The sequence below is a fragment of the Arthrobacter sp. NtRootA1 genome (genome assembly GCF_019976975.1).
Classification (GTDB): Bacteria; Actinomycetota; Actinomycetes; order Actinomycetales; family Micrococcaceae; genus Arthrobacter; species Arthrobacter aromaticivorans.
The window spans coordinates 4,444,839-4,462,940 of record NZ_AP024630.1 but is presented as its reverse complement, the minus strand read 5'-3'; the positions used below and the strand labels follow the sequence as shown (position 1 = coordinate 4,462,940).

14 protein-coding genes and 1 tRNA gene are annotated in these 18,102 nt (G+C 61.9%); 8 read left to right on the top strand and 7 right to left on the bottom strand.

Going from position 1 to position 18,102, the window contains the following annotated elements; genetic code table 11:
- The first annotated feature begins 9 nt into the window (after positions 1–9).
- A complete protein-coding gene (locus tag LDN90_RS20280) occupies positions 10–201 on the top strand; it encodes a YegP family protein (protein WP_216926474.1) in 192 nt (63 codons plus the stop codon).
- 91 nt (positions 202–292) lie between these two features.
- Here the strand turns inward: LDN90_RS20280 and aceE are convergent, their stop codons facing one another.
- Entirely contained in the window at positions 293–3,076 is a 2,784-nt protein-coding gene (gene aceE / locus LDN90_RS20275; protein WP_223946869.1) for a pyruvate dehydrogenase (acetyl-transferring), homodimeric type, read from the bottom strand.
- Between the two features lie 291 nt (positions 3,077–3,367).
- On the opposite strand from aceE, the gene LDN90_RS20270 reads away from it, so the two are divergent.
- From LDN90_RS20270 to LDN90_RS20255, 4 genes are all read left to right on the top strand, one after another.
- Positions 3,368–4,933: an NCS1 family nucleobase:cation symporter-1 gene (locus tag LDN90_RS20270; RefSeq protein ID WP_216926997.1), complete on the top strand. Its 1,566-nt coding sequence runs from the start codon at positions 3,368–3,370 to the stop codon at positions 4,931–4,933.
- Between the two features lie 13 nt (positions 4,934–4,946).
- Positions 4,947–5,708, top strand: a complete 762-nt coding sequence (locus tag LDN90_RS20265; protein ID WP_223946868.1) for an aspartate/glutamate racemase family protein — start codon at positions 4,947–4,949, stop codon at positions 5,706–5,708.
- A 63-nt stretch (positions 5,709–5,771) separates the two neighbouring features.
- Positions 5,772–6,539, top strand: a complete 768-nt coding sequence (locus tag LDN90_RS20260; RefSeq protein ID WP_223946867.1) for an SDR family oxidoreductase — start codon at positions 5,772–5,774, stop codon at positions 6,537–6,539.
- Positions 6,540–6,792: 253 nt separating this feature from the next.
- Positions 6,793–8,280, top strand: coding sequence for a cation:dicarboxylase symporter family transporter (locus LDN90_RS20255; protein WP_223946866.1), 1,488 nt, complete (start codon positions 6,793–6,795; stop codon positions 8,278–8,280).
- Between the two features lie 69 nt (positions 8,281–8,349).
- Here the strand turns inward: LDN90_RS20255 and LDN90_RS20250 are convergent, their stop codons facing one another.
- On the bottom strand, positions 8,350–8,781 hold the full coding sequence (locus LDN90_RS20250) for a sterol carrier family protein (protein ID WP_216927001.1): 432 nt from the start codon (positions 8,779–8,781) through the stop codon (positions 8,350–8,352).
- Positions 8,782–8,809: 28 nt separating this feature from the next.
- Entirely contained in the window at positions 8,810–9,826 is a 1,017-nt protein-coding gene (locus LDN90_RS20245; protein ID WP_216927002.1) for an asparaginase, read from the bottom strand.
- Positions 9,827–9,963: 137 nt separating this feature from the next.
- On the opposite strand from LDN90_RS20245, the gene purD reads away from it, so the two are divergent.
- Positions 9,964–11,274: a phosphoribosylamine--glycine ligase gene (purD, locus tag LDN90_RS20240; protein WP_216927049.1), complete on the top strand. Its 1,311-nt coding sequence runs from the start codon at positions 9,964–9,966 to the stop codon at positions 11,272–11,274.
- A 2-nt stretch (positions 11,275–11,276) separates the two neighbouring features.
- A complete protein-coding gene (locus tag LDN90_RS20235) occupies positions 11,277–12,215 on the top strand; it encodes a phosphoribosylaminoimidazolesuccinocarboxamide synthase (protein WP_223946865.1) in 939 nt (312 codons plus the stop codon).
- A 74-nt stretch (positions 12,216–12,289) separates the two neighbouring features.
- On the opposite strand, the gene LDN90_RS20230 is transcribed toward LDN90_RS20235, so the two are convergent.
- Complete coding sequence (locus LDN90_RS20230) at positions 12,290–13,570, bottom strand: helix-turn-helix transcriptional regulator (protein ID WP_216927004.1); 1,281 nt, start codon at positions 13,568–13,570, stop codon at positions 12,290–12,292.
- Positions 13,571–13,694: 124 nt separating this feature from the next.
- Here LDN90_RS20230 and LDN90_RS20225 point away from each other — a divergent pair, with 124 nt between their 5' ends.
- Entirely contained in the window at positions 13,695–13,904 is a 210-nt protein-coding gene (locus LDN90_RS20225; RefSeq protein ID WP_216927005.1) for a hypothetical protein, read from the top strand.
- Positions 13,905–14,182: 278 nt separating this feature from the next.
- On the opposite strand, the gene LDN90_RS20220 is transcribed toward LDN90_RS20225, so the two are convergent.
- The 3 genes from LDN90_RS20220 to LDN90_RS20210 all read right to left on the bottom strand — a co-directional run bounded on the left by LDN90_RS20220 (position 14,183) and on the right by LDN90_RS20210 (position 17,963).
- Positions 14,183–14,259: transfer RNA gene (locus LDN90_RS20220), tRNA-Pro, on the bottom strand.
- A gap of 75 nt (positions 14,260–14,334) precedes the next feature.
- The gene (locus tag LDN90_RS20215) at positions 14,335–16,167 is read right to left on the bottom strand and encodes an ABC transporter ATP-binding protein (protein WP_223946864.1); all 1,833 of its coding nucleotides are present in this window, start codon (positions 16,165–16,167) and stop codon (positions 14,335–14,337) included.
- Entirely contained in the window at positions 16,164–17,963 is a 1,800-nt protein-coding gene (locus tag LDN90_RS20210) for an ABC transporter ATP-binding protein (protein ID WP_223946863.1), read from the bottom strand. Before LDN90_RS20210 ends, LDN90_RS20215 begins: the two co-directional genes overlap by 4 nt.
- Positions 17,964–18,102 lie beyond the last annotated feature (139 nt).

The following is an 18,102-nucleotide window of genomic DNA, read 5'->3' as shown; positions in this document are numbered from 1 at the left end:
AAGGGGAAGATGGCGGGCAGTTTCGAAATACTCAACGCCGGGACGAATACGTTCAGGTTTCGACTCACAGCCGATGACGGCACAGTTGTGGCAGTGTCACCACAATTTCCCAATTTGAAGGCCGTCGTGGCCGGTATCAACGCAGTCCGCGAAAACGCGGCAACCGGATTCGTAGTAGACCGCAGGAATCTGGGTACCTGAGCTTCCCGGTAACACCGCAAATACAGTTGGCGGCAGTGTTCATCATGAACACTGCCGCCAACTGTTTTTATGCCCTGTTATCCGTGGGTTGCTAGGCGTCTCCGCCTGCTCCGCCGGTGGTGCCCGCGTTCACATCGAGCAGCTTGTAGCGGTCAATAGCGTACGACGGCGCACCCTCCTCGACTTCGCCCCTCGCCGCCAGCATCTGCAGGGTTTTGGCGACGATGGAGTGGGTGTCGTTTTTGAAGTAGCGGCGGGCGGCTTGGCGGGTGTCGGAGAAGCCGAAGCCGTCTGCTCCGAGGGAGGCGAAGTCGTTGGGGATGAATTGGCGGATTTGGTCGGGGACGGCTTTCATGTAGTCGGACACGGCGATGACGGGTCCGGTGGTGCCGGCGAGTTGTTCGGTGATGAACGGGGTGCGGGCGGGTTGGCCGGGGTTGAGGAAGGCGTGTTCTTCGGCGGCGAGTCCGTCGCGTCGGAGTTCGTTCCAGGACGTCACGGACCAGACGTCGGCGGCGACTCCCCAGTCGTCGTTGAGGATCCGGGCGGCGTCCAGGGCCCAGGGCACGGACACGCCGGAGGCGAGGATGTTCGCGGTGGGCCGGTTGCCGTTGCCGGTGGTGTTTTCCGGGGCGGGGGCGAGGCGGTAGATGCCTTTGAGGAGCCCGTTGATGTCCAGGTTTTCCGGTTCGGCGGGTTGGGTGATGGGTTCGTTGTAGACGGTGAGGTAGTACATCACGTTTTTATCTGACGCGGTTTGTATGCCTTGCGCGTCAGCGTCGGGTCCGTACATTTGTTCGAGGCCGTGGCGGATGATGTGGCCGATTTCGTAGCCGTAGGCGGGGTCGTAGGTTTTCACGGCGGGGTTGGTGGAGGCCAGCAGGGGTGAGTGCCCGTCGGCGTGTTGGAGTCCTTCGCCGGTGAGGGTGGTTCGTCCTGCGGTGGCGCCGATGATGAAGCCGCGGGTCATTTGGTCCGCGGCGGCCCAGAAGGAATCTCCGGTGCGTTGGAAGCCGAACATGGAGTAGAACACGTAGATCGGGACCAGGGGTTCGCCGTGGGTGGCGTAGGAGGTTCCGGCGGCGGTGAACGCTGCGACGGCGCCGGCTTCGTTGATGCCGGGGTGGATCAGTTGCCCGGCGGGGGATTCCTTGTAGGCCAGGACGAGGTCCCGGTCCACGGAGAGGTAGTTCTGGCCCTTGGGGTTGTAGATTTTCGCGGTGGGGAAGAACGCGTCCATGCCGAAGGTGCGGGATTCATCCGGGACGACGGGCACGAACCGGGCACCGAAGTTCTTATCCCGCATGAGGTCTTTCAGGAGCCGGACGAAGGCCATGGTGGTCGCGGCTTGTTGTTTGCCCGATCCGCGTTTGGCGACTTCGTAGGACTTGGCCTCGGGGAGGGTGACGGGGGTGTGGGTGCGGCGGCGTTCGGGGACGAACCCGCCAAGTTCTGCCCGGCGTTCCATGAGGTATTTGATTTCCGGGGCGTCCATGCCGGGGTGGTAGTACGGGGGCCGGTAGAGGTCCGCGTCGAGCTGGTCATCGGTGATGGGGATGCGCAGGTGGTCACGGAAGGCCTTGAGGTCTTCCATGGTCAGCTTTTTCATCTGGTGGGTGGCGTTGCGGCCTTCGAAGTGCGGGCCCAGGCCGTAGCCCTTGACGGTTTTGGCCAGGATCACGGTGGGTTTGCCCTTGAACTCCACCGCTGCCTTGTACGCGGCGTAGACCTTGCGGTAATCGTGCCCGCCGCGTTTGAGGCCCCAGATCTGTTCATCGCTCAGGTCCGCGACCATGTCCTTGGTGCGGGGGTTCTTGCCGAAGAAGTGGTCCCGGACGAACCCGCCGGACTCGGCCTTGTAGGTCTGGTAGTCACCATCGGGGGTTTCGTTCATGATTTTCACCAACGCCCCGTCGGTGTCCTTTTCCAGCAGGGAGTCCCATTCCCGGCCCCAGACGACCTTGATCACGTTCCAGCCCGCGCCGCGGAAGAACGCTTCGAGTTCCTGCATGATCTTCCCGTTGCCCCGCACGGGCCCGTCCAGGCGCTGGAGGTTGCAGTTGATCACGAAGTTCAGGTTGTCCAGGTTCTCGTTCGCTGCCAGCTGCAGCAACCCGCGGGACTCGGGCTCGTCCATTTCCCCGTCGCCCAAAAACGCCCAGACCTGCTGGTCGGAGGTGTCCTTGATGCCCCGGCCCTGCAGGTACCGGTTGGACTGGGCCTGGTAGATCGCGTTCATCGGCCCGATGCCCATGGACACGGTCGGGAACTCCCAGAAGTCCGGCATCAACCTGGGGTGCGGGTAGGAGGAGAGGGCGTGGCCTTCCTTGGACTTTTCCTGGCGGAACCCGTCCAGGTCCTCTTCCGAGAGGCGGCCTTCCATGAACGCCCTGGCGTACATGCCCGGGGACGCGTGTCCCTGGAAGAACACCTGGTCCCCGCCCGAGGGGTGGTCCTTGCCGCGGAAGAAATGGTTGAACCCGACCTCGTACAAGGTCGCCGCGCCCGCGTAGGTGGAAATATGCCCACCCACCCCAATATCGGACCGCTGCGCACGGTGGACCATGACCGCGGCGTTCCAGCGCATGTACGCACGGTACCGGCGCTCGAACTCCTCGTTCCCGGGGAACTCCGCTTCCTGGTCCACCGGGATCGTGTTCACATAATCAGTGGTCGTCACCATCGGCACACCCACCGACCGGGCACCAGCACGCTGCAACAACGAACGCATAATGTACTGGGCACGCTCCGTGCCCTGCTCCGCGATCAACGCATCAAGGGACTCAATCCACTCCGCGGTCTCTTCCGGATCACGATCAGGCAGCTGGGCAGTCAACCCGCTGAGGATGTGTGAGGTCTCTTCTCCTGCAGCCACGTCCAACCTCTCTTCATTGAATGTCTGGGCGCTTGCTCTGTGGGGGCGCTCAAGGAATTTCGTATTGTGAGAATAAAATTCTGCAATTCGAGATTACGTCTGCCGATGGGCAGCGTCAACACGGATTACGTAACCGCAACAGTCAACTGGGAAAGGCGGGCCCAATCAACCGAATGTGACCCTCCATACACTTGTGACGCCTTGACGTGACGTGACCTGAGTCATAGAGTACTTTCACTATTCAATAACTTGTTTCCGCTTTGTGGAAGCAGTACGAAGTGGAGATCCACGATGCAGACGACTTCATCAGTCGGCGTCACTGAGACTCCGGGAGACACAACAGCAGGTGGGCCCAACCACCCGGCCGTGGGCAACACGGACCTTTGCGCTATTGCTTCCGAAGCCGCAGGCCGTACCATCAGCCCGAGTCTTTACAACGTTGACCTCGCACCCACCAAGGCCGCAGGCCGCAAGTGGACGAGCTACAGCATCTTTACCCTCTGGGCCAATGACGTCCACAGCCTGGGTAACTATGCCTTCGCCATTGGTTTGTTCTCGCTCGGTCTAGGTGGCTGGCAGATCCTGGTGGCACTGGGAATTGGGGCTACCCTGCTCTTCGCCCTCTTGAACTTCTCCGGATTCATGGGCCAGAAGACCGGCGTTCCGTTCCCCGTCATGAGCCGCATCAGCTTCGGCATCCGCGGTGCGCAGATCGCCAGCCTCGTCCGTGGCGCCGTGGCTGTCGCTTGGTTCGGGATCCAGACATACCTGGCATCAGTGGTGCTTCGCGTCATGCTCGTCGCCATGGCCCCGGGCCTGAAGGATCTGGACAGCAACTCGATCCTGGGCCTTTCAACGCTGGGCTGGCTCTCCTTCGTGGCTCTCTGGATAATTCAGTTGGTCATTGTCAGCTTCGGCATGGAGATGATCCGTAAATATGAGGCCTTCGCAGGTCCCATCATCCTGGTGACCATGGCAGCGATTGCCGTGTGGGTCTTCATCGAGGCCGGCGGAGCCATCCAGTGGAGCGGCATCAAGGGACTCGAAGGCGCCGATATGTGGCTCACCATCTTCGCTGGTGGGGCATTGTGGGTTTCGATCTACGGAACGTTTGTCCTGAATTTCTGCGATTTCACCAGGTCCTCTGTGTCCAGGAAGTCCATCGTCAAGGGCAACTTCTGGGGCATCCCCATCAACATGCTGGTATTCGGTGCAATCGTGGTTGTCATGGCCGGTGGACAGTACAAGATCAATGGCACAGTCATCGAGAGCCCGTCGGACATCGTCCAGAGCATCCCCAATACTCTGTTGCTCGTCCTGGCTTGCCTTGCATTGCTGATCCTGACCATCGCCGTGAACCTGATGGCCAACTTCGTAGCACCCGTTTATGCACTGACCAACCTCTTCCCGCGGCACCTGAACTTCCGCAAAGCGGCCTGGGTCAGCGGCACCATTGGCCTCATCATCCTGCCGTGGAACCTCTACAACAACCCGATCGTCATCGTGTACTTCCTTGGTGGCCTGGGCGCCCTGCTCGGCCCGCTGTTCGGAGTGGTCATGGCCGACTACTGGCTGGTCCGTCGGGGCAAGGTCAACGTTCCCGAGCTCTATACCGATGATCCCAAGGGCGCATACTTCTACAAGCGGGGCGTGAACCCCAAGGCCATCATTGCCATGCTCCCCGCAGCTGCCTTGGCCATCGCCATCGCCTTCATTCCAGGATTAGCTCCCGCGGCACCGTTCGCGTGGTTCATCGGAGCCGGCGTCGCTGCGCTCACGTACTTCGCTGTTGCTGACAAGAAGCAGGCCCACGAGGACGTCTCCGGCGAACCAATCGCTGTCGCCAGCACGCACTGATACAGAGGAAACCATGCGCATCCTTGTTGCAAACGTGAACACCACACAGTCCATGACCGATTCGATCGCCGCTCAGGCCCGGGCTGCTGCCGCCCCCGGCACTGAGATCGTTGGCATCACTCCACGCTTTGGTGCCGACTCCTGCGAGGGCAACTTCGAGAGCTACCTTGCCGCGATCGCTGTCATGGATGCTGTGGTCAACTATCCCGAACCTTTCGACGCCGTCATCCAGGCAGGCTACGGCGAGCACGGCCGGGAGGGGTTGCAGGAGCTCCTGGATGTCCCGGTGGTAGATATCACCGAGGCTGCTGCCAGCACTGCGATGTTCCTTGGCCATAAGTACTCGGTCGTTACTACGTTGGACCGTGCCGTCCCCTTGATTGAGGACCGCCTCAAGCTTGCCGGGCTGGAGGCACGCTGTGCCTCGGTCCGCGCCAGCGGTATGGCTGTACTGGAACTCGAGGAGCACCCGGACCGAGCCGTCGAAGCGATCGTGGGCCAGGCCGAGCAAGCTGTCCTGCAGGACAAGGCTGAGGTGATTGTCCTTGGCTGCGGTGGCATGGCTGGCCTCGACGAGCAGATCCGGCAGCGCGCCGGCGTGCCTGTTGTTGATGGTGTGGCTGCGGCCGTCACCATCGCTGAATCCTTGGTCCGGCTCGGCCTCAGCACGTCCAAAGTCCGTACCTATGCAACGCCGCGTCCGAAGACTGTCATAGGCTGGCCGATAACAGCAGCCCAGCCCACTGCAGAGCAGCCCGCGGAGGCCGCTCGCTGACGCGGGTTACAGAAGCTGACGCTGGTTACAGAAGCTTAAGGCGATTTCCCGAAAGGCCACCACATGACTGACCCACGCCCGCCCGCAGACCCGAGGGTCGCCGTCGTGACCGGTGCCGGTTCCGGCATTGGGCGGGCCGTAGCCCGCCTCATGCTCGCTGATGGTTACCGTGTGGCGTTGGCAGGGCGTCGCGAAGCGCAGTTGCTGGAGACTGCGGACAACCATCCGGATGCCCTGGTGGCGCCATGCGATGTGACAGAGCCCGACGACGTCGCGCGCCTTTTCGCGGAGGTGCGGCAACGCTGGGGCCGCGTTGATGTGCTATTCAACAACGCCGGCATCTTCGGACCAGCCGGCGATGTTGGCGAGATCGACGTCGATCAGTGGGAGGCTACGTTGCGCGTCAATGTCACGGGCTCCATGCTGTGCGCCGCTGAGGCCGTGAGGACCATGAAGGCCCAGGATCCCCAAGGCGGACGCATCATCAATAACGGCTCCATCTCTGCGCATTCCCCCAGGCCCAGATCTGTTGCGTACACGGTGACGAAGCACGCGATGAGCGGCCTGACCAAGAGCATCGAGCTGGATGGCCGCGACTTCGGCATCACCTGCGGACAGATAGACATCGGCAACACCCGCACCGAGATCATGGACACCATCGGCGTTGGTTCCGGTGCCCTCCAGGCCGATGGGTCACGGAAGGTGGAGCCGATGTTCCCCGTGGCGGACGCTGCCCGTGCTGTGCTGATGATGGCCAACATGCCGGCGTCGGCCAACGTTGGTTCCCTGGTGGTGACAGCCGCGGGCATGCCGTTCATAGGCCGCGGCTAGGTCACCTGGTCTTGAGTGTGTCGTCCTGACCCTCTTTGCTTTTACTCTGCCCACGACACGCCCATATTTTGGGCGTGTCGTGGGTTTTTCCTTGCCAAAGGGGTCAGGAAGGCACGGGAGTAGGGCTTCCCATCCAAATGTGACTTTCCGCAATATGGAAATTCAATTTCCCCTTGCGGAATGATGTGAGCGGGCTTACATTTTTAAACAACCCCCAAATGTGGGGCTGTTCCCAACTGATTGGTTCAGATCAATGAAGATCCCAGACTCTGCGGCGCTGAAGGCGAGTTCGGCCCCGCTGAAGAAGAAGCCACTGTATAAGTCGCTCTTTTTTCAAATCCTGATCGCCGTCGTCGCAGGTGTGCTCATCGGTCATTTCTGGCCGAACCTCGGGTCCACCCTCCGGCCGCTGGGTGATGGATTCATTCAACTCATCAAGATGATCATCGCCCCGCTGATTTTCCTCGTGATCGTCACGGGCATCTCGGCAGTCGGCGACGTCAAGGCGGTCGGAAGGGTCGGAGTCAAAGCACTCCTGTACTTCACCTGCGCCACTCTCTTCGCCCTGGTCTTCGGACTCATCGTGGGCAACATCGTCCAGCCGGGTGCCGGCCTGAACATCGATCCCTCCACGCTTTCCCAGGAAGCCGTGGACGCAAAGACCGGCCACGCGGTTCCCAAGGATGCGGCGACCTTCCTGCTGGACGTCATCCCCACCAGTGTGATCGGCGCCTTCGCCAACAACAGCCTGCTCCAGGTGCTTTTCTTCTCCGTTTTCTTCGGTGCCGCGATCGTGGTCATTGGCCGCCAGCGCTGCCTGCCGGTGATCAGCCTCATGGAGACTGTTCTGGAGCTGATCTTCAAGATCATGTCCTGGATCATGAAGGTCGCTCCGATCGGTGCCTTCGGTGCCATGGCCTTCATCATTGGCCAGTACGGGCTTGGCACGCTGGGCACGTATGCGCTTCTGATCGCATCCTGCTACGGAGCGGCCGTCGTCTTCATCGGCCTGCTGTTCCTTGTGGCCTGGGGCTTCGCCCGTGTTCCGCTGTGGCAGTTCCTGAAATACACCCGCGAGGAATTCCTGCTCGCACTCGGCACGGCCTCCACTGAAGCGGTCATGCCGCGCATCATGACCAAGCTGACCAACGCTGGCTGTTCCCGGGCAACCACCGGTCTGGTGGTTCCCACCGGCTACTCCTTCAACCTTGACGGCGCAGCGATCTACCTTTCCATCTCCCTGCTCTTCCTTGCCCAGGCGTTCGGCCACCACCTGGACCTCGGTCAGCAGTTGGCCGCACTGGGTGTGCTGCTCCTGACGTCCAAAGGCATGGCGGGCGTCCCGGGCTCATCGTTCCTGGCTCTCTCGGCCACGGCTGCCGCCCTTGGCATCTTCCCGGTTGCAGGCGTAGCACTCCTCCTCGGAGCCGATCGCCTCATGGACTCCATGCGCGTCGTCGTCAACCTGCTTGGCAACTGCGTAGCCACGTTCGTTGTAGCCAAGTGGGAGGGCCAGTTCGACCGCAGCGTCATGGTCCGTGCCTTCAATGGCGAGATTACCAACGAGGATTCAGCCATCATGCTGGGCCAGGAGGAAGTCTTCGAGGAACAGGAGCTCGAACGCCTCAGCGAAGGCCACCACCCCTCACCGAAATTCCGTGGAGGTCCAACGTCGGACGAAATCCCGCAATTCGAGATGAGCAAGCCAGGGCAACCAACCACCCCGGTTTGCCCTGACTAACTCCACAGTTTGTGTACAGCCAATGCCCTCAAGACGCCGTCTTGAGGGCATTGGCTGTACGCAAAGCCGTTAGAGAGGAAGCAGTTCCGAGAGGTCCGCGCGTAGTCCGGACGCGGCAACGCGGCCAGCCGAAACGGCGTCTCCCCACGAGATCCGGCCGGTAACCAACTCAAGCCAGGTGGCGGCGTCGCACTCTATGACGTTTGGGGGAGTGCCGCGGGTGTGACGGGGCCCCTCCACGCACTGAGTGACGCCGAACGGAGGCACGCGGACCTCCACCGAATTGCCGGGCGCGCGGGCGGTGACTTCCTCGAGCGAGTAGCGCACGGCCAGCGCAATCAAAGAGCGCGACGGCGGTGCGGCGCCGGTTTCGCCGGAGGCGCCTTCACCCGAGGGGCCTCCAGCTGAGGGACCTCCAGTTGAGGGGCCGACGGCGGATTGCCAGGCTGCCAGCGCAGCGCGGCCCTCGTTGACGTCGATGCGGCGTCGTGCAACTGCCATGGTTTCTTTCCTTATATAACTAGGTGACTCAGTCGAGCATCGCGGATACGGCGTGGCCCAAGCGGATCTTGCCCACTGGACGCCCGCCGCCGAGCACGGGTTCCACGACGCGTTCCAGGACGTTGGAAACCGCGGGAATATCTACCGCGCCGCTTACGGCAAGCAGGGTCAAGCCCACCAGGGACGTAGCGCGGAGGTTGCCGTCCAGCATCTTGACGGCCACGGTTGCGCCGGTGGGAGTGGCGAGGACCAGAATCCCTTCGGCGCCGATCTTGGCCAGGATGTCCAGCTCTTCCATGACGATCGTGTTCGACTCGCCTTTGCCCTGGACCGCCCACGGGTAGTCCAGCATGGACGTGGCGATGGTTGCGGCGCGTGCGTTCGAGGAGGAATCGCCCGGTGATTTAGCCAGACGTGAATACGCCCGGGCCAGTCCAGTCAGCGAAATCGCCGCAACGGGTGCTCCGCAGCCATCAATGCCCAAATGCGAGATCGTTTCGCCGCTGTATTCCTCGATCACGGTCCGCACGCGCTGCTGCAACGGATGATTCGGCTCAAGGTAACTGCGAAGATCCCAGCCGTTTTCCGTGCAGGCCCACAGGAAAGCCGCGTGCTTCCCGGAACAATTGAACGCAAGCCTGCTCTGGCCGCGTTCGGAACGGACCAGCCAATTGCGGGCGGTTTCATCCTGTGGCCATGCGGTGGGGCACTGAAGCTGATCCTCGCGGACACCGGCCGCTTTGAGCATTCCCTCCACCACGTCCATGTGGTCCAGTGAACCGGTGTGGCTTCCGCAGGCCACAGCCACCTGTGCGCCCCGAAGCGGGACGCCGGACTGCATGGCTGCGAGGGCCTGGAATGGTTTCAGGGTGGAGCGGGCCAGGATGGGAGCATCGATGTCACCCAGCCGGGTGACTACGCTTCCGTCACCGGCAAGGACGACGGCAGCACCGATGTGCCGGGACTCGATAAAGCCACTGCGCTCGATGACTGCCAGTTCGACGGCGGACTCAACGTTGAACGTTTCATGCGAACTCATGGGCATGAGGCCAGTCTAGGGCGCGTCCGCTGTGTTCCCTGGTCACATGCGAGGTCCGGGCGCGGTCCCGGATCCAGTCATCCGTTGCCGGGGAACCGACACAGCTTAGGCCCCGCGCCCTACACAAAGTACCCTTGAAGACTGTGAAGGTACTCGTCATTGGCCCAGGCGGCCGCGAACACGCCATTGTCCGCTCTCTGCTTGAAGATCCCAACGTTTCCGAGGTCCACGCTGCCCCGGGCAACGCGGGCATCAGCAAACTCGTTCCCACGCACGCAATTGACGGGAACAACCCGGAAGCCGTGTCCGCGCTCGCCACCAAGCTGGGCGTAGACCTGGTTGTCGTCGGTCCGGAGGCTCCCCTGGCCGCCGGTGTGTCCGACGCCGTCCGTGCCGCCGGGATTCCGGTCTTCGGACCGAGCAAGGAAGCAGCCCAGCTCGAAGCGTCCAAGGCCTTCGCCAAGCAGATCATGGCTGAGGCTGGCGTTCCCACGGCCATGGCGCGCGTTGCCACCAATGCAGAGGAAGCCGCCGACGCCCTGGCTACGTTCGGCGCTCCGCACGTTGTCAAGGACGACGGCCTCGCCGCAGGCAAGGGCGTTGTGGTCACCAACGACCGCGAGGAAGCCCTCGCGCATGCGCAGGCTTGCTTCGACGCTGGCGGAACAGTTGTCATCGAAGAATTCCTCGACGGCCCCGAAGTTTCCCTGTTCGTCCTCTGCGATGGACGCACCACCGTTCCCCTGTCTCCGGCGCAGGACTTCAAGCGCATCTACGATAACGACGAAGGCCCGAACACTGGTGGCATGGGCGCCTACACGCCGCTCGAGTGGGCTCCCGAAGGCCTGGTCCAGGAAGTTATCGACCGCGTCGCCCAGCCAACCGTGGATGAGATGGCACGCCGCGGCACGCCCTTCATCGGCGTGTTGTACTGCGGCCTTGCACTCACCTCGCGCGGTACGCGCGTCATCGAGTTCAACGTACGCTTCGGCGACCCCGAGACCCAGGCAGTCCTCGCCCGACTCAAGACTCCGCTCGGTGCGCTGCTCCTGGCAGCTGCCAAGGGCGAACTGGACACCGCAGAGGAGCTGCGCTGGTCCAAGGACACGGCAGTCGCCGTCGTCGTGGCCGCCGAAAACTATCCGGATACTCCCCGCACAGGGGATCGCATCCGCGGCCTGAAGAAGGTGGACGAGCTCGAAGGCGTCCACGTTGTCCACGCCGGCACCAAGCTGGATGAGGAAGGCAAAGTGGTTTCGGCCGGCGGTCGCGTTCTCGCAGTGGTCGCGCTCGGTTCCGATCTGGTGGAGGCCCGCGAAAAAGCGTACGACGGCGTTGAGCTGGTTCAGCTTGAAGGCTCGCAGTTCCGTACGGATATCGGAGGCAAGGCCGCCCGCGGTGAAATCCGAGTGCCCTACGCAGCAACCGGAACCCTCCCGAAAGTACAGGCCTGAGCATGACTGATTCGCTCCCCACAGGCGGTTTCAAAACCGAGACCCTGCAGCTTCCGGGCTGGACGCACGTCTATTCCGGCAAGGTTCGCGACCTCTACGTCCCCACGGATGAATCCATCACTGAAAAGGTCGGCCAGGAGTGCGTACTGGTGGTTGCCAGCGACCGCATCAGTGCCTACGACCACGTCCTGAGCAGCGAAATCCCTGACAAGGGCCGCATACTGACGCAGCTCAGCCTGTGGTGGTTCGATCAGCTGGATGTTGAGAACCACGTGCTGGCCTCCACGGTTGAGGGTGGCGTTCCGGCCGCCGTCGAGGGCCGGGCCATGATCTGCAAGAAGCTGGAGATGTTCCCGGTGGAGTGCATCGCCCGTGGCTACCTCACGGGTTCCGGGCTGGAGGAGTACAAGCACTCCCGTACGGTCTGCAACATCCCGCTTCCCGACGGGCTTGTTGACGGTTCCCGCCTGGAGAAGGCACTGTTCACGCCCTCTGCCAAGGCCGACGTCGGCGAGCACGACGTCAACATTACCTATGACGACGTCGTGGCCATAGTCGGTGACGACATCGCCGCCCGCCTCAGCGAACTCACGCTGAAGATCTACACCCGCGCTGAGGAGATCGCCCGCGAACGGGGCATCATCCTTGCCGACACCAAGGTGGAGTTCGGCCTCGACACGTACACGGGCATCATCACGCTGGGCGACGAAGTCCTCACCCCGGACTCCTCCCGTTTCTGGGACGCATCCACTTATGCGCCGGGCCAGTCGCAGCCCTCGTATGACAAGCAGTACGTCCGTGACTGGCTGACCTCGGCCGAGTCCGGCTGGGACAAGTCCTCGGACACGCCTCCGCCGGCCTTGCCCGCTGAAGTCGTGGAGCGCACCCGTGCCCGCTACGTGGAAGCCTACGAGAAACTCACAGGGCGGACGTTCGCCTAAGTTGCACCAAAACAGCCCCGGACCAGTTCAAGTTCACCACTGGTCCGGGGCTTTTTGTGTGTTTTCGTGGTTGGCTAGCTTGCTTCGGAGTGCGCTTCCGGGTGTGATGCAGCGGCGCGGCGTTCCGCCAGGCGGATCTCCAGGACAGCATCCATGGCTTGCTGTACCCGGTCCGAGGCGCCGGCTGCACTGAAGTCGTGCTGGGCCTCTTCCAGATAGTGCAGGGCCTCCGTGGTTTCACCTGCTGCCTTCAAGGACTTCCCCAGCAACAGCGAGACCTCTCCAGCCGTGTGGCGGGCCAATACCTTGCGGTCCTTGTAGATCTCGCGAAGCTTGTCCACCGCGGCCGGAATATCGCCCGTCAGGTAGAGCCAGCGTGCGCGGATGAAAGCTACTTCCAGCTGGTCCGTCTTGTTTCCCCCGACGATGGACAACGCCAGCTCGGCACGTTCAATTGCGGACAGGGTTTCGGGCTCAACAATGCCGGACGACAACCTGACAGCGGCCGATGCCTTGTTGAATCGGGCCCACAGTTCGATGTCGTTGGCAGGGGAGAGCAGCTTTGCCGCGCGCTCGTGGTGCTTGATGCCCTCAACGTAGTCGTGTCGCATGAAAGCAACGTTGCCCACCACCCACGCGACCTCGCCGGCCAGCTGGGACATGGAGTGCTCGTCCATGTGCTCGATCATGGTCAGGCAGTACTCCCATGCTTCGTCAAGCTTGCCGCTCTCCGCGAGGGCGCCGATCAACGCCCGGTGCGCGCCGATAATCAGCGTGGATCCCTTGGGCAGCTGTTCGGACAGTTGCACAGCTTTCTTTGCATGCTCGACGGCGGTGGCCAGCTGACCTTGTCCGTGACAGACTGCGGCAAGCATCTGCCATGCCCGGACGCCAAGCCCCGCCGATTCCGTCGCCATGGGGTGTTCCAACAAATGTTCGACAATTTGCTGGCATTCCTTGAGTTGGCCTTGCTTCATCACACACTCGGCCTGCATGTAGGTCATATTCCACCAGGCGCTGTTGTTCTTCGCCTCGAGGGCGATCTGCGCGGCAGTCGCTGCATGGCTTGCTGCGAGTTGGTAGTCGCGCAGGTCCCAGGCTTGCCGGGCATACAAGCCAGCCAGCACGTACTCTGCATCGCTCACGGAGACAGGTTGGCTCCAGGCTTCCAACGCCTTGGGCGCTAGCTCGAGCCTGCGTGCCAGCTCTTCGATGACCTCGGCAGTAGGCTCGCGACGACCTGTTTCAAGCAGCGAAATGTAGCTCGGGGAATACAGGTTTTTGCCCAGTTCTGCCTGCGTCAACCCGCGTTCGAGCCGTTCGGCACGTAGCTTCTCGCCGAATCCGTTTCCCACGGGGTCCTCCTACAGGTGTCTTTTCACCAAAACCTTGACAGTCTCTGTGGAAAACATTTTACAATGTATGTCAACAGGGACCGTGCAATTTCCGTAACGAATCCGACTCGCATTGGGGAACATAATGTTCAAGAAAATGGCCGCTTCGGTGGCCTTGGCAGGCGCTCTCGCTTTTACGGTTGCGGCTCCCGCAGTCGTCTCTGCTGCTGCAGCGGCAGACTCCGGCTCGGTAAGTGCTATTGGCAACTGGCCCGATCCTATGAGGTCCACCACCACGTCAGGTGACACGACGTACACGACGTCGTCCATCGGCAACTGGCCGGATCCTATGTAAATCAGTAATTACTGAAGAAAACCCCGGAGCGTGACGAGCGATGCTCCGGGGTTTTCTTTTGCGTTCCTGCGGGTGCTCGGGTTTGCACGCGGGGGTTTGCAGGCGGTGCGACGGTGACACCCAAATTCGCCCCGGAACCCGAAACGGGTTGGCGACACCCGGATGTGGCTGTCGCCAACGGGGATGCGTGGCTTGGACGAACGTCCGTGTCGTGGCGGCACTCAGGGCATCCCCGGACAAACAAAAATGGCGCCGATTTCTCGACGCCATTTCCTTTTTGGTCGGGATGACAGGATTTGAACCTGCGACCTCTTCGTCCCGAACGAAGCGCGCTACCAAGCTGCGCTACATCCCGATCCGCTGCGAAAGCAACTGTTCAAGGATAGCTGAATCGCTGCGGGATGCGAAATCGAGGAGCGGGTGTCGCTCCTCACACGAGCGAGTCCCGCCAGGCTCCGTGGAGCCGGGCAAACTGGCCACCACCAGTGATTAGCTCGGCCGGTGTTCCGTCCTCAACAATCCGGCCGTCGTGGACCACCAGCACCCTTTCCGCTGTCTCCACGGTGGAGAGGCGATGGGCAATGATGATGGCCGTACGGGCAGCGTTCTGGCCTGCAACACCCTCCAGAAGATGGGCGAGTCCTGCCTGCACCATCCGCTCGGAGGGAATATCGAGTGAAGACGTTGCTTCATCCAGGATCAGAACGGCAGGCGCGGCGAGGAAGGCCCTGGCGAATCCGATCAGTTGGCGCTGGCCCGAGGACACGCGGCCACCACGCTTGTTCACATCCGTGTCATATCCCTCGGGCAAGCTCAGGATAAATTCATGGGCGCCCACTGCTTTTGCCGCCGCCTCCACTTCAGCACGCGAAGCCTCCGGCCGGCCCAGCGCGATGTTCTCCGCCACGGAGCCGCTGAACAGGAAGGCTTCCTGGGTCACCATGACCACTGCGCGGCGAAGGTCGGTGGTAGCCAGATCACGGAGGTCAATGCCGTCCAAAGTGATGGCGCCTGACGTGACGTCGTAGAAGCGCGCGACGAGTTTTGCAAGAGTGGATTTGCCGGCGCCCGTCTGCCCAACCAAGGCGACGGTTTGGCCAGCCGGAATGTGAAGGTCCAGCTGGGGCACAACCACCTTGCCGTCGCTGTACCCGAACTGCACACCCTTGAAGTCGATCTCGCCGCGTGAACTCTTCAGCGGCACAGGATTTTTTGGAGGCCGGACGGTGGGTACCTCTTCGAGGAGCCCGGATACTTTCTCCAGTGCAGCCTGGGCACTCTGGAAGGAGTTGTAGAACATGGCCATCTGGTCCACCGGCTGGAAGAAGCGCTTCGTGGACAAGATGAGGGCCAGGAGTACGCCCACTGCGAGGTCACCACTGAGCACCCTGAACCCGCCGAACAACAGGACCGTCGCCACGCACACGTTGCCGATCAGGACCAGTCCCGGCTGGAAGATGCCGTTCAGGTTGATGGAGCGGACAGTGTTCTTGCGGTAGTCCTCAGCCAGGGCTCCATAGCGGTCGGCGTTCTCGCGCTCCTTGCGGAAGGCCTTCACTGCACGGATGCCGGTCATGGTTTCCACGAAGTGTACGATCAACCGCGCCGAAACCACCCGGGATTCCCGGAACGCGATCTGTGAATGCTTTTGGTACCAGCGCGCGAGTAGGAACATGGGCACACCCGCCGCAAGCATGATCAATCCGCTCCGCCAGTCCAAGGCAAATACAGTGAAGGCTGTGAAGAGCATGAACAGCATGCCCGAGGCCAGCGAGCTTACGCCGGAGTCCAGCAACTCCCGCAGCGCCTCGAGGTCCGAGGTTTGACGGGCGATGATGCGGCCGGACGTGTATTTCTCATGGAATTCAAGGCTCAACCGCTGGGTGTGCCTGAACACGCGGACCCGGAGGTCCAGAAGCATGGCTTGGCTCAATTGGGCTGTGGACGTTACGTAGAGGGCGGTCATTGCAGCGGTGGCGACTGCCGCGGCCAAGTACAAGGCACCGGCGAGTACCAACGGGCCATTGTCGCCGGCTTGCAATGCGGGCAAAGCGGTGTCGATGCCAAAGGCGATCAGGGCTGGCCCCGCCACGCGGGTGAGCTGTGAAACCACCACCATCACGATTGTCATCCAGAAACGCAACCGCACCGGGCGGATCAGCGAGCCCAGCAAGGCCAGTGACCGGCGTCGTACTGCTTTGCTGTCCGCTTTGCTCAGGAGCGTGTTGTCCTCGTTGGCGGTTCCAAAGGTTGTGGCGCTCACCGGCGGGCCTCCTCGGCGTCTTCGAGCTCGTCCAGTTCGCTGTCCAGGTCCCTCGGACCGGTATCCAGGCTTGCGATGACGTAGCGGTAGTGGGCGTTTTCAGCCAGCAGTTCCGTGTGGGTTCCGACCGCGGTGATGGTTCCGTTCTCAAGCAAGGCCACGCGGTCCGCCAATGCCACGGTCGAGGGCCGGTGCGCGACGATCAGCGTGGTGGTCTCGTGCAGTACTTCGCGCAATCTTGCTTCCACACGTTCCTCGGTGTTGACGTCCAAGGCCGAGAGAGGATCGTCCAGGACCAACACTTTCGGCTTCGCTGCGATGGCCCGGGCAAGGGCTATGCGCTGCCGCTGGCCACCTGAAAGGCTCAATCCTTCCTCACCAATCAGCGTGTCGACGCCTTCTGGCAAAGAGTACGCGAAGTGGGCTTGGGCAACGTCCAAGGCTTCATCCAGGGCTGCGTCGCTGGGCTCAGGGGAGCCGAGCAGGACGTTGTCCCGTACCGAGCTGGAGAACAGTGTGGTGTCCTCGAAAGCCACCGCAACGATGCGCCGGAGTTCCTCGATGTCGTAGTCGCGGACGTCCACACCATCTATAGTCACGGAGCCTTCGCTGACGTCATAAAGACGGGGTACCAGTTGGAGCAAGGCGCTCTTGCCGCTGCCGGTGATGCCCACCAGTGCCATGGTTTCGCCAGGACGAATATCCAGGGTGATGTCACGCAGGAGCATACTGCCGTCGTCGAATCCGAAGCCCGCGTGCTCAAAGCGCAGGGCGCCCTTCACTGTTTCCGGCACCGCAGCCTGATCCGGCGAGGTGATGGTGTTCTCGGTGTCCATGACCTCGAAGTGCCGGTCCAGCGCAGTCTTGGCAGTCAGCGCCATGGCAAGGAGCATGCCGGAAAATTCCACGGGAGTGGCCACCACGGCTGCGGTCGCGAAGAACGCAACCAGCGAGCCGATACTCAGCTGGCCGCTTGCCGCGAGCATGATGCCCACCACGAGGCCGACGCCCAGTGCCAACTCAGGCAGCAAGGTGACCACCAGCGTGAAGCCGGCTTGCTGCTTCGCCTTGGCAATCTCTGTCTGCCGCAGCTCTTCCGCTTGGCCGTTGAAATTCTCCAGCGCTTCGCGGCTGCGGCCGAAAGCCTTCAGGACGCGGATGCCGTGGACGGACTCTTCCACGGTGGTAGCAAGATCGCCCGCCTGGTCCTGGCTGAGGCGCGTGACCAGGCTGAAACGACGGCGGAAGCGAAACGAATTGACCATGATCGGCACAGCCGCGCCGAGGAAGATCAACGCCAGCTGCCAGCTCATGGAGAACATGACGCCGACGCCAATGATCACTGTCAATGTGGTGACCACCAGCATGATCGCGCCGAACGCCATCCAGCGGCGCAGGAAACTCAAGTCCGTCATGGCGCGGGACAGCAACTGCCCTGAACCCCAGCGATCATGGAAGGACACTGTGAGTTGCTGGAGGTGACCATACAGCGATACGCGCATCCTGGTCTCAACCGTGGTGGCCGGGTTGATCACGAACTGCCTCCGCAAAGCCACCAGCCCGGCTTCAGCCACACCAAGCGCAAGAATCACGACGGCGGCAATCCAGACAGCACCTGGGTCACCGCCCGGCTGAAGCGAGGTGTTGACCAATACACGCAGCACCTGGGGGATGGCCAGCGCGACGATGCTGGCGAGCAGGGCGCAGAGGAGGCCCATGAAAAGCCGGGGGAGGATGGGCCGCACATGAGGGAACAGGCGGCCGACGGATGTGAAGAATGACGTTTGTTTGGACATGCCCGCTTCTCAACAGCTGGATCTTCAGATGGTGCGGAGGTAGTTTCCCGTAGCAACTACCCTATGCCATGCCGTGATTCGTTTCACAGGACCACACTTTGCTATGTGGAAAGTTCCCCAGTTATTGGGGTTCGTAATA

What these genes read in the sequence shown, in the direction of transcription:
- LDN90_RS20250 (WP_216927001.1), bottom strand. Translation starts at nt 8,781, where the DNA reads ATGGCAGTTGCACGACGCCGCATCGACGTCAACGAGGGCCGCGCTGCG.
- LDN90_RS20280 (WP_216926474.1), top strand. Translation starts at nt 10, where the DNA reads ATGGCGGGCAGTTTCGAAATACTCAACGCCGGGACGAATACGTTCAGG.
- LDN90_RS20255 (WP_223946866.1), top strand. Translation starts at nt 6,793, where the DNA reads ATGAAGATCCCAGACTCTGCGGCGCTGAAGGCGAGTTCGGCCCCGCTG.
- LDN90_RS20260 (WP_223946867.1), top strand. Translation starts at nt 5,772, where the DNA reads ATGACTGACCCACGCCCGCCCGCAGACCCGAGGGTCGCCGTCGTGACC.
- LDN90_RS20270 (WP_216926997.1), top strand. Translation starts at nt 3,368, where the DNA reads ATGCAGACGACTTCATCAGTCGGCGTCACTGAGACTCCGGGAGACACA.
- LDN90_RS20210 (WP_223946863.1), bottom strand. Translation starts at nt 17,963, where the DNA reads ATGTCCAAACAAACGTCATTCTTCACATCCGTCGGCCGCCTGTTCCCT.
- LDN90_RS20225 (WP_216927005.1), top strand. Translation starts at nt 13,695, where the DNA reads ATGTTCAAGAAAATGGCCGCTTCGGTGGCCTTGGCAGGCGCTCTCGCT.
- LDN90_RS20265 (WP_223946868.1), top strand. Translation starts at nt 4,947, where the DNA reads ATGCGCATCCTTGTTGCAAACGTGAACACCACACAGTCCATGACCGAT.
- LDN90_RS20245 (WP_216927002.1), bottom strand. Translation starts at nt 9,826, where the DNA reads ATGCCCATGAGTTCGCATGAAACGTTCAACGTTGAGTCCGCCGTCGAA.
- LDN90_RS20235 (WP_223946865.1), top strand. Translation starts at nt 11,277, where the DNA reads ATGACTGATTCGCTCCCCACAGGCGGTTTCAAAACCGAGACCCTGCAG.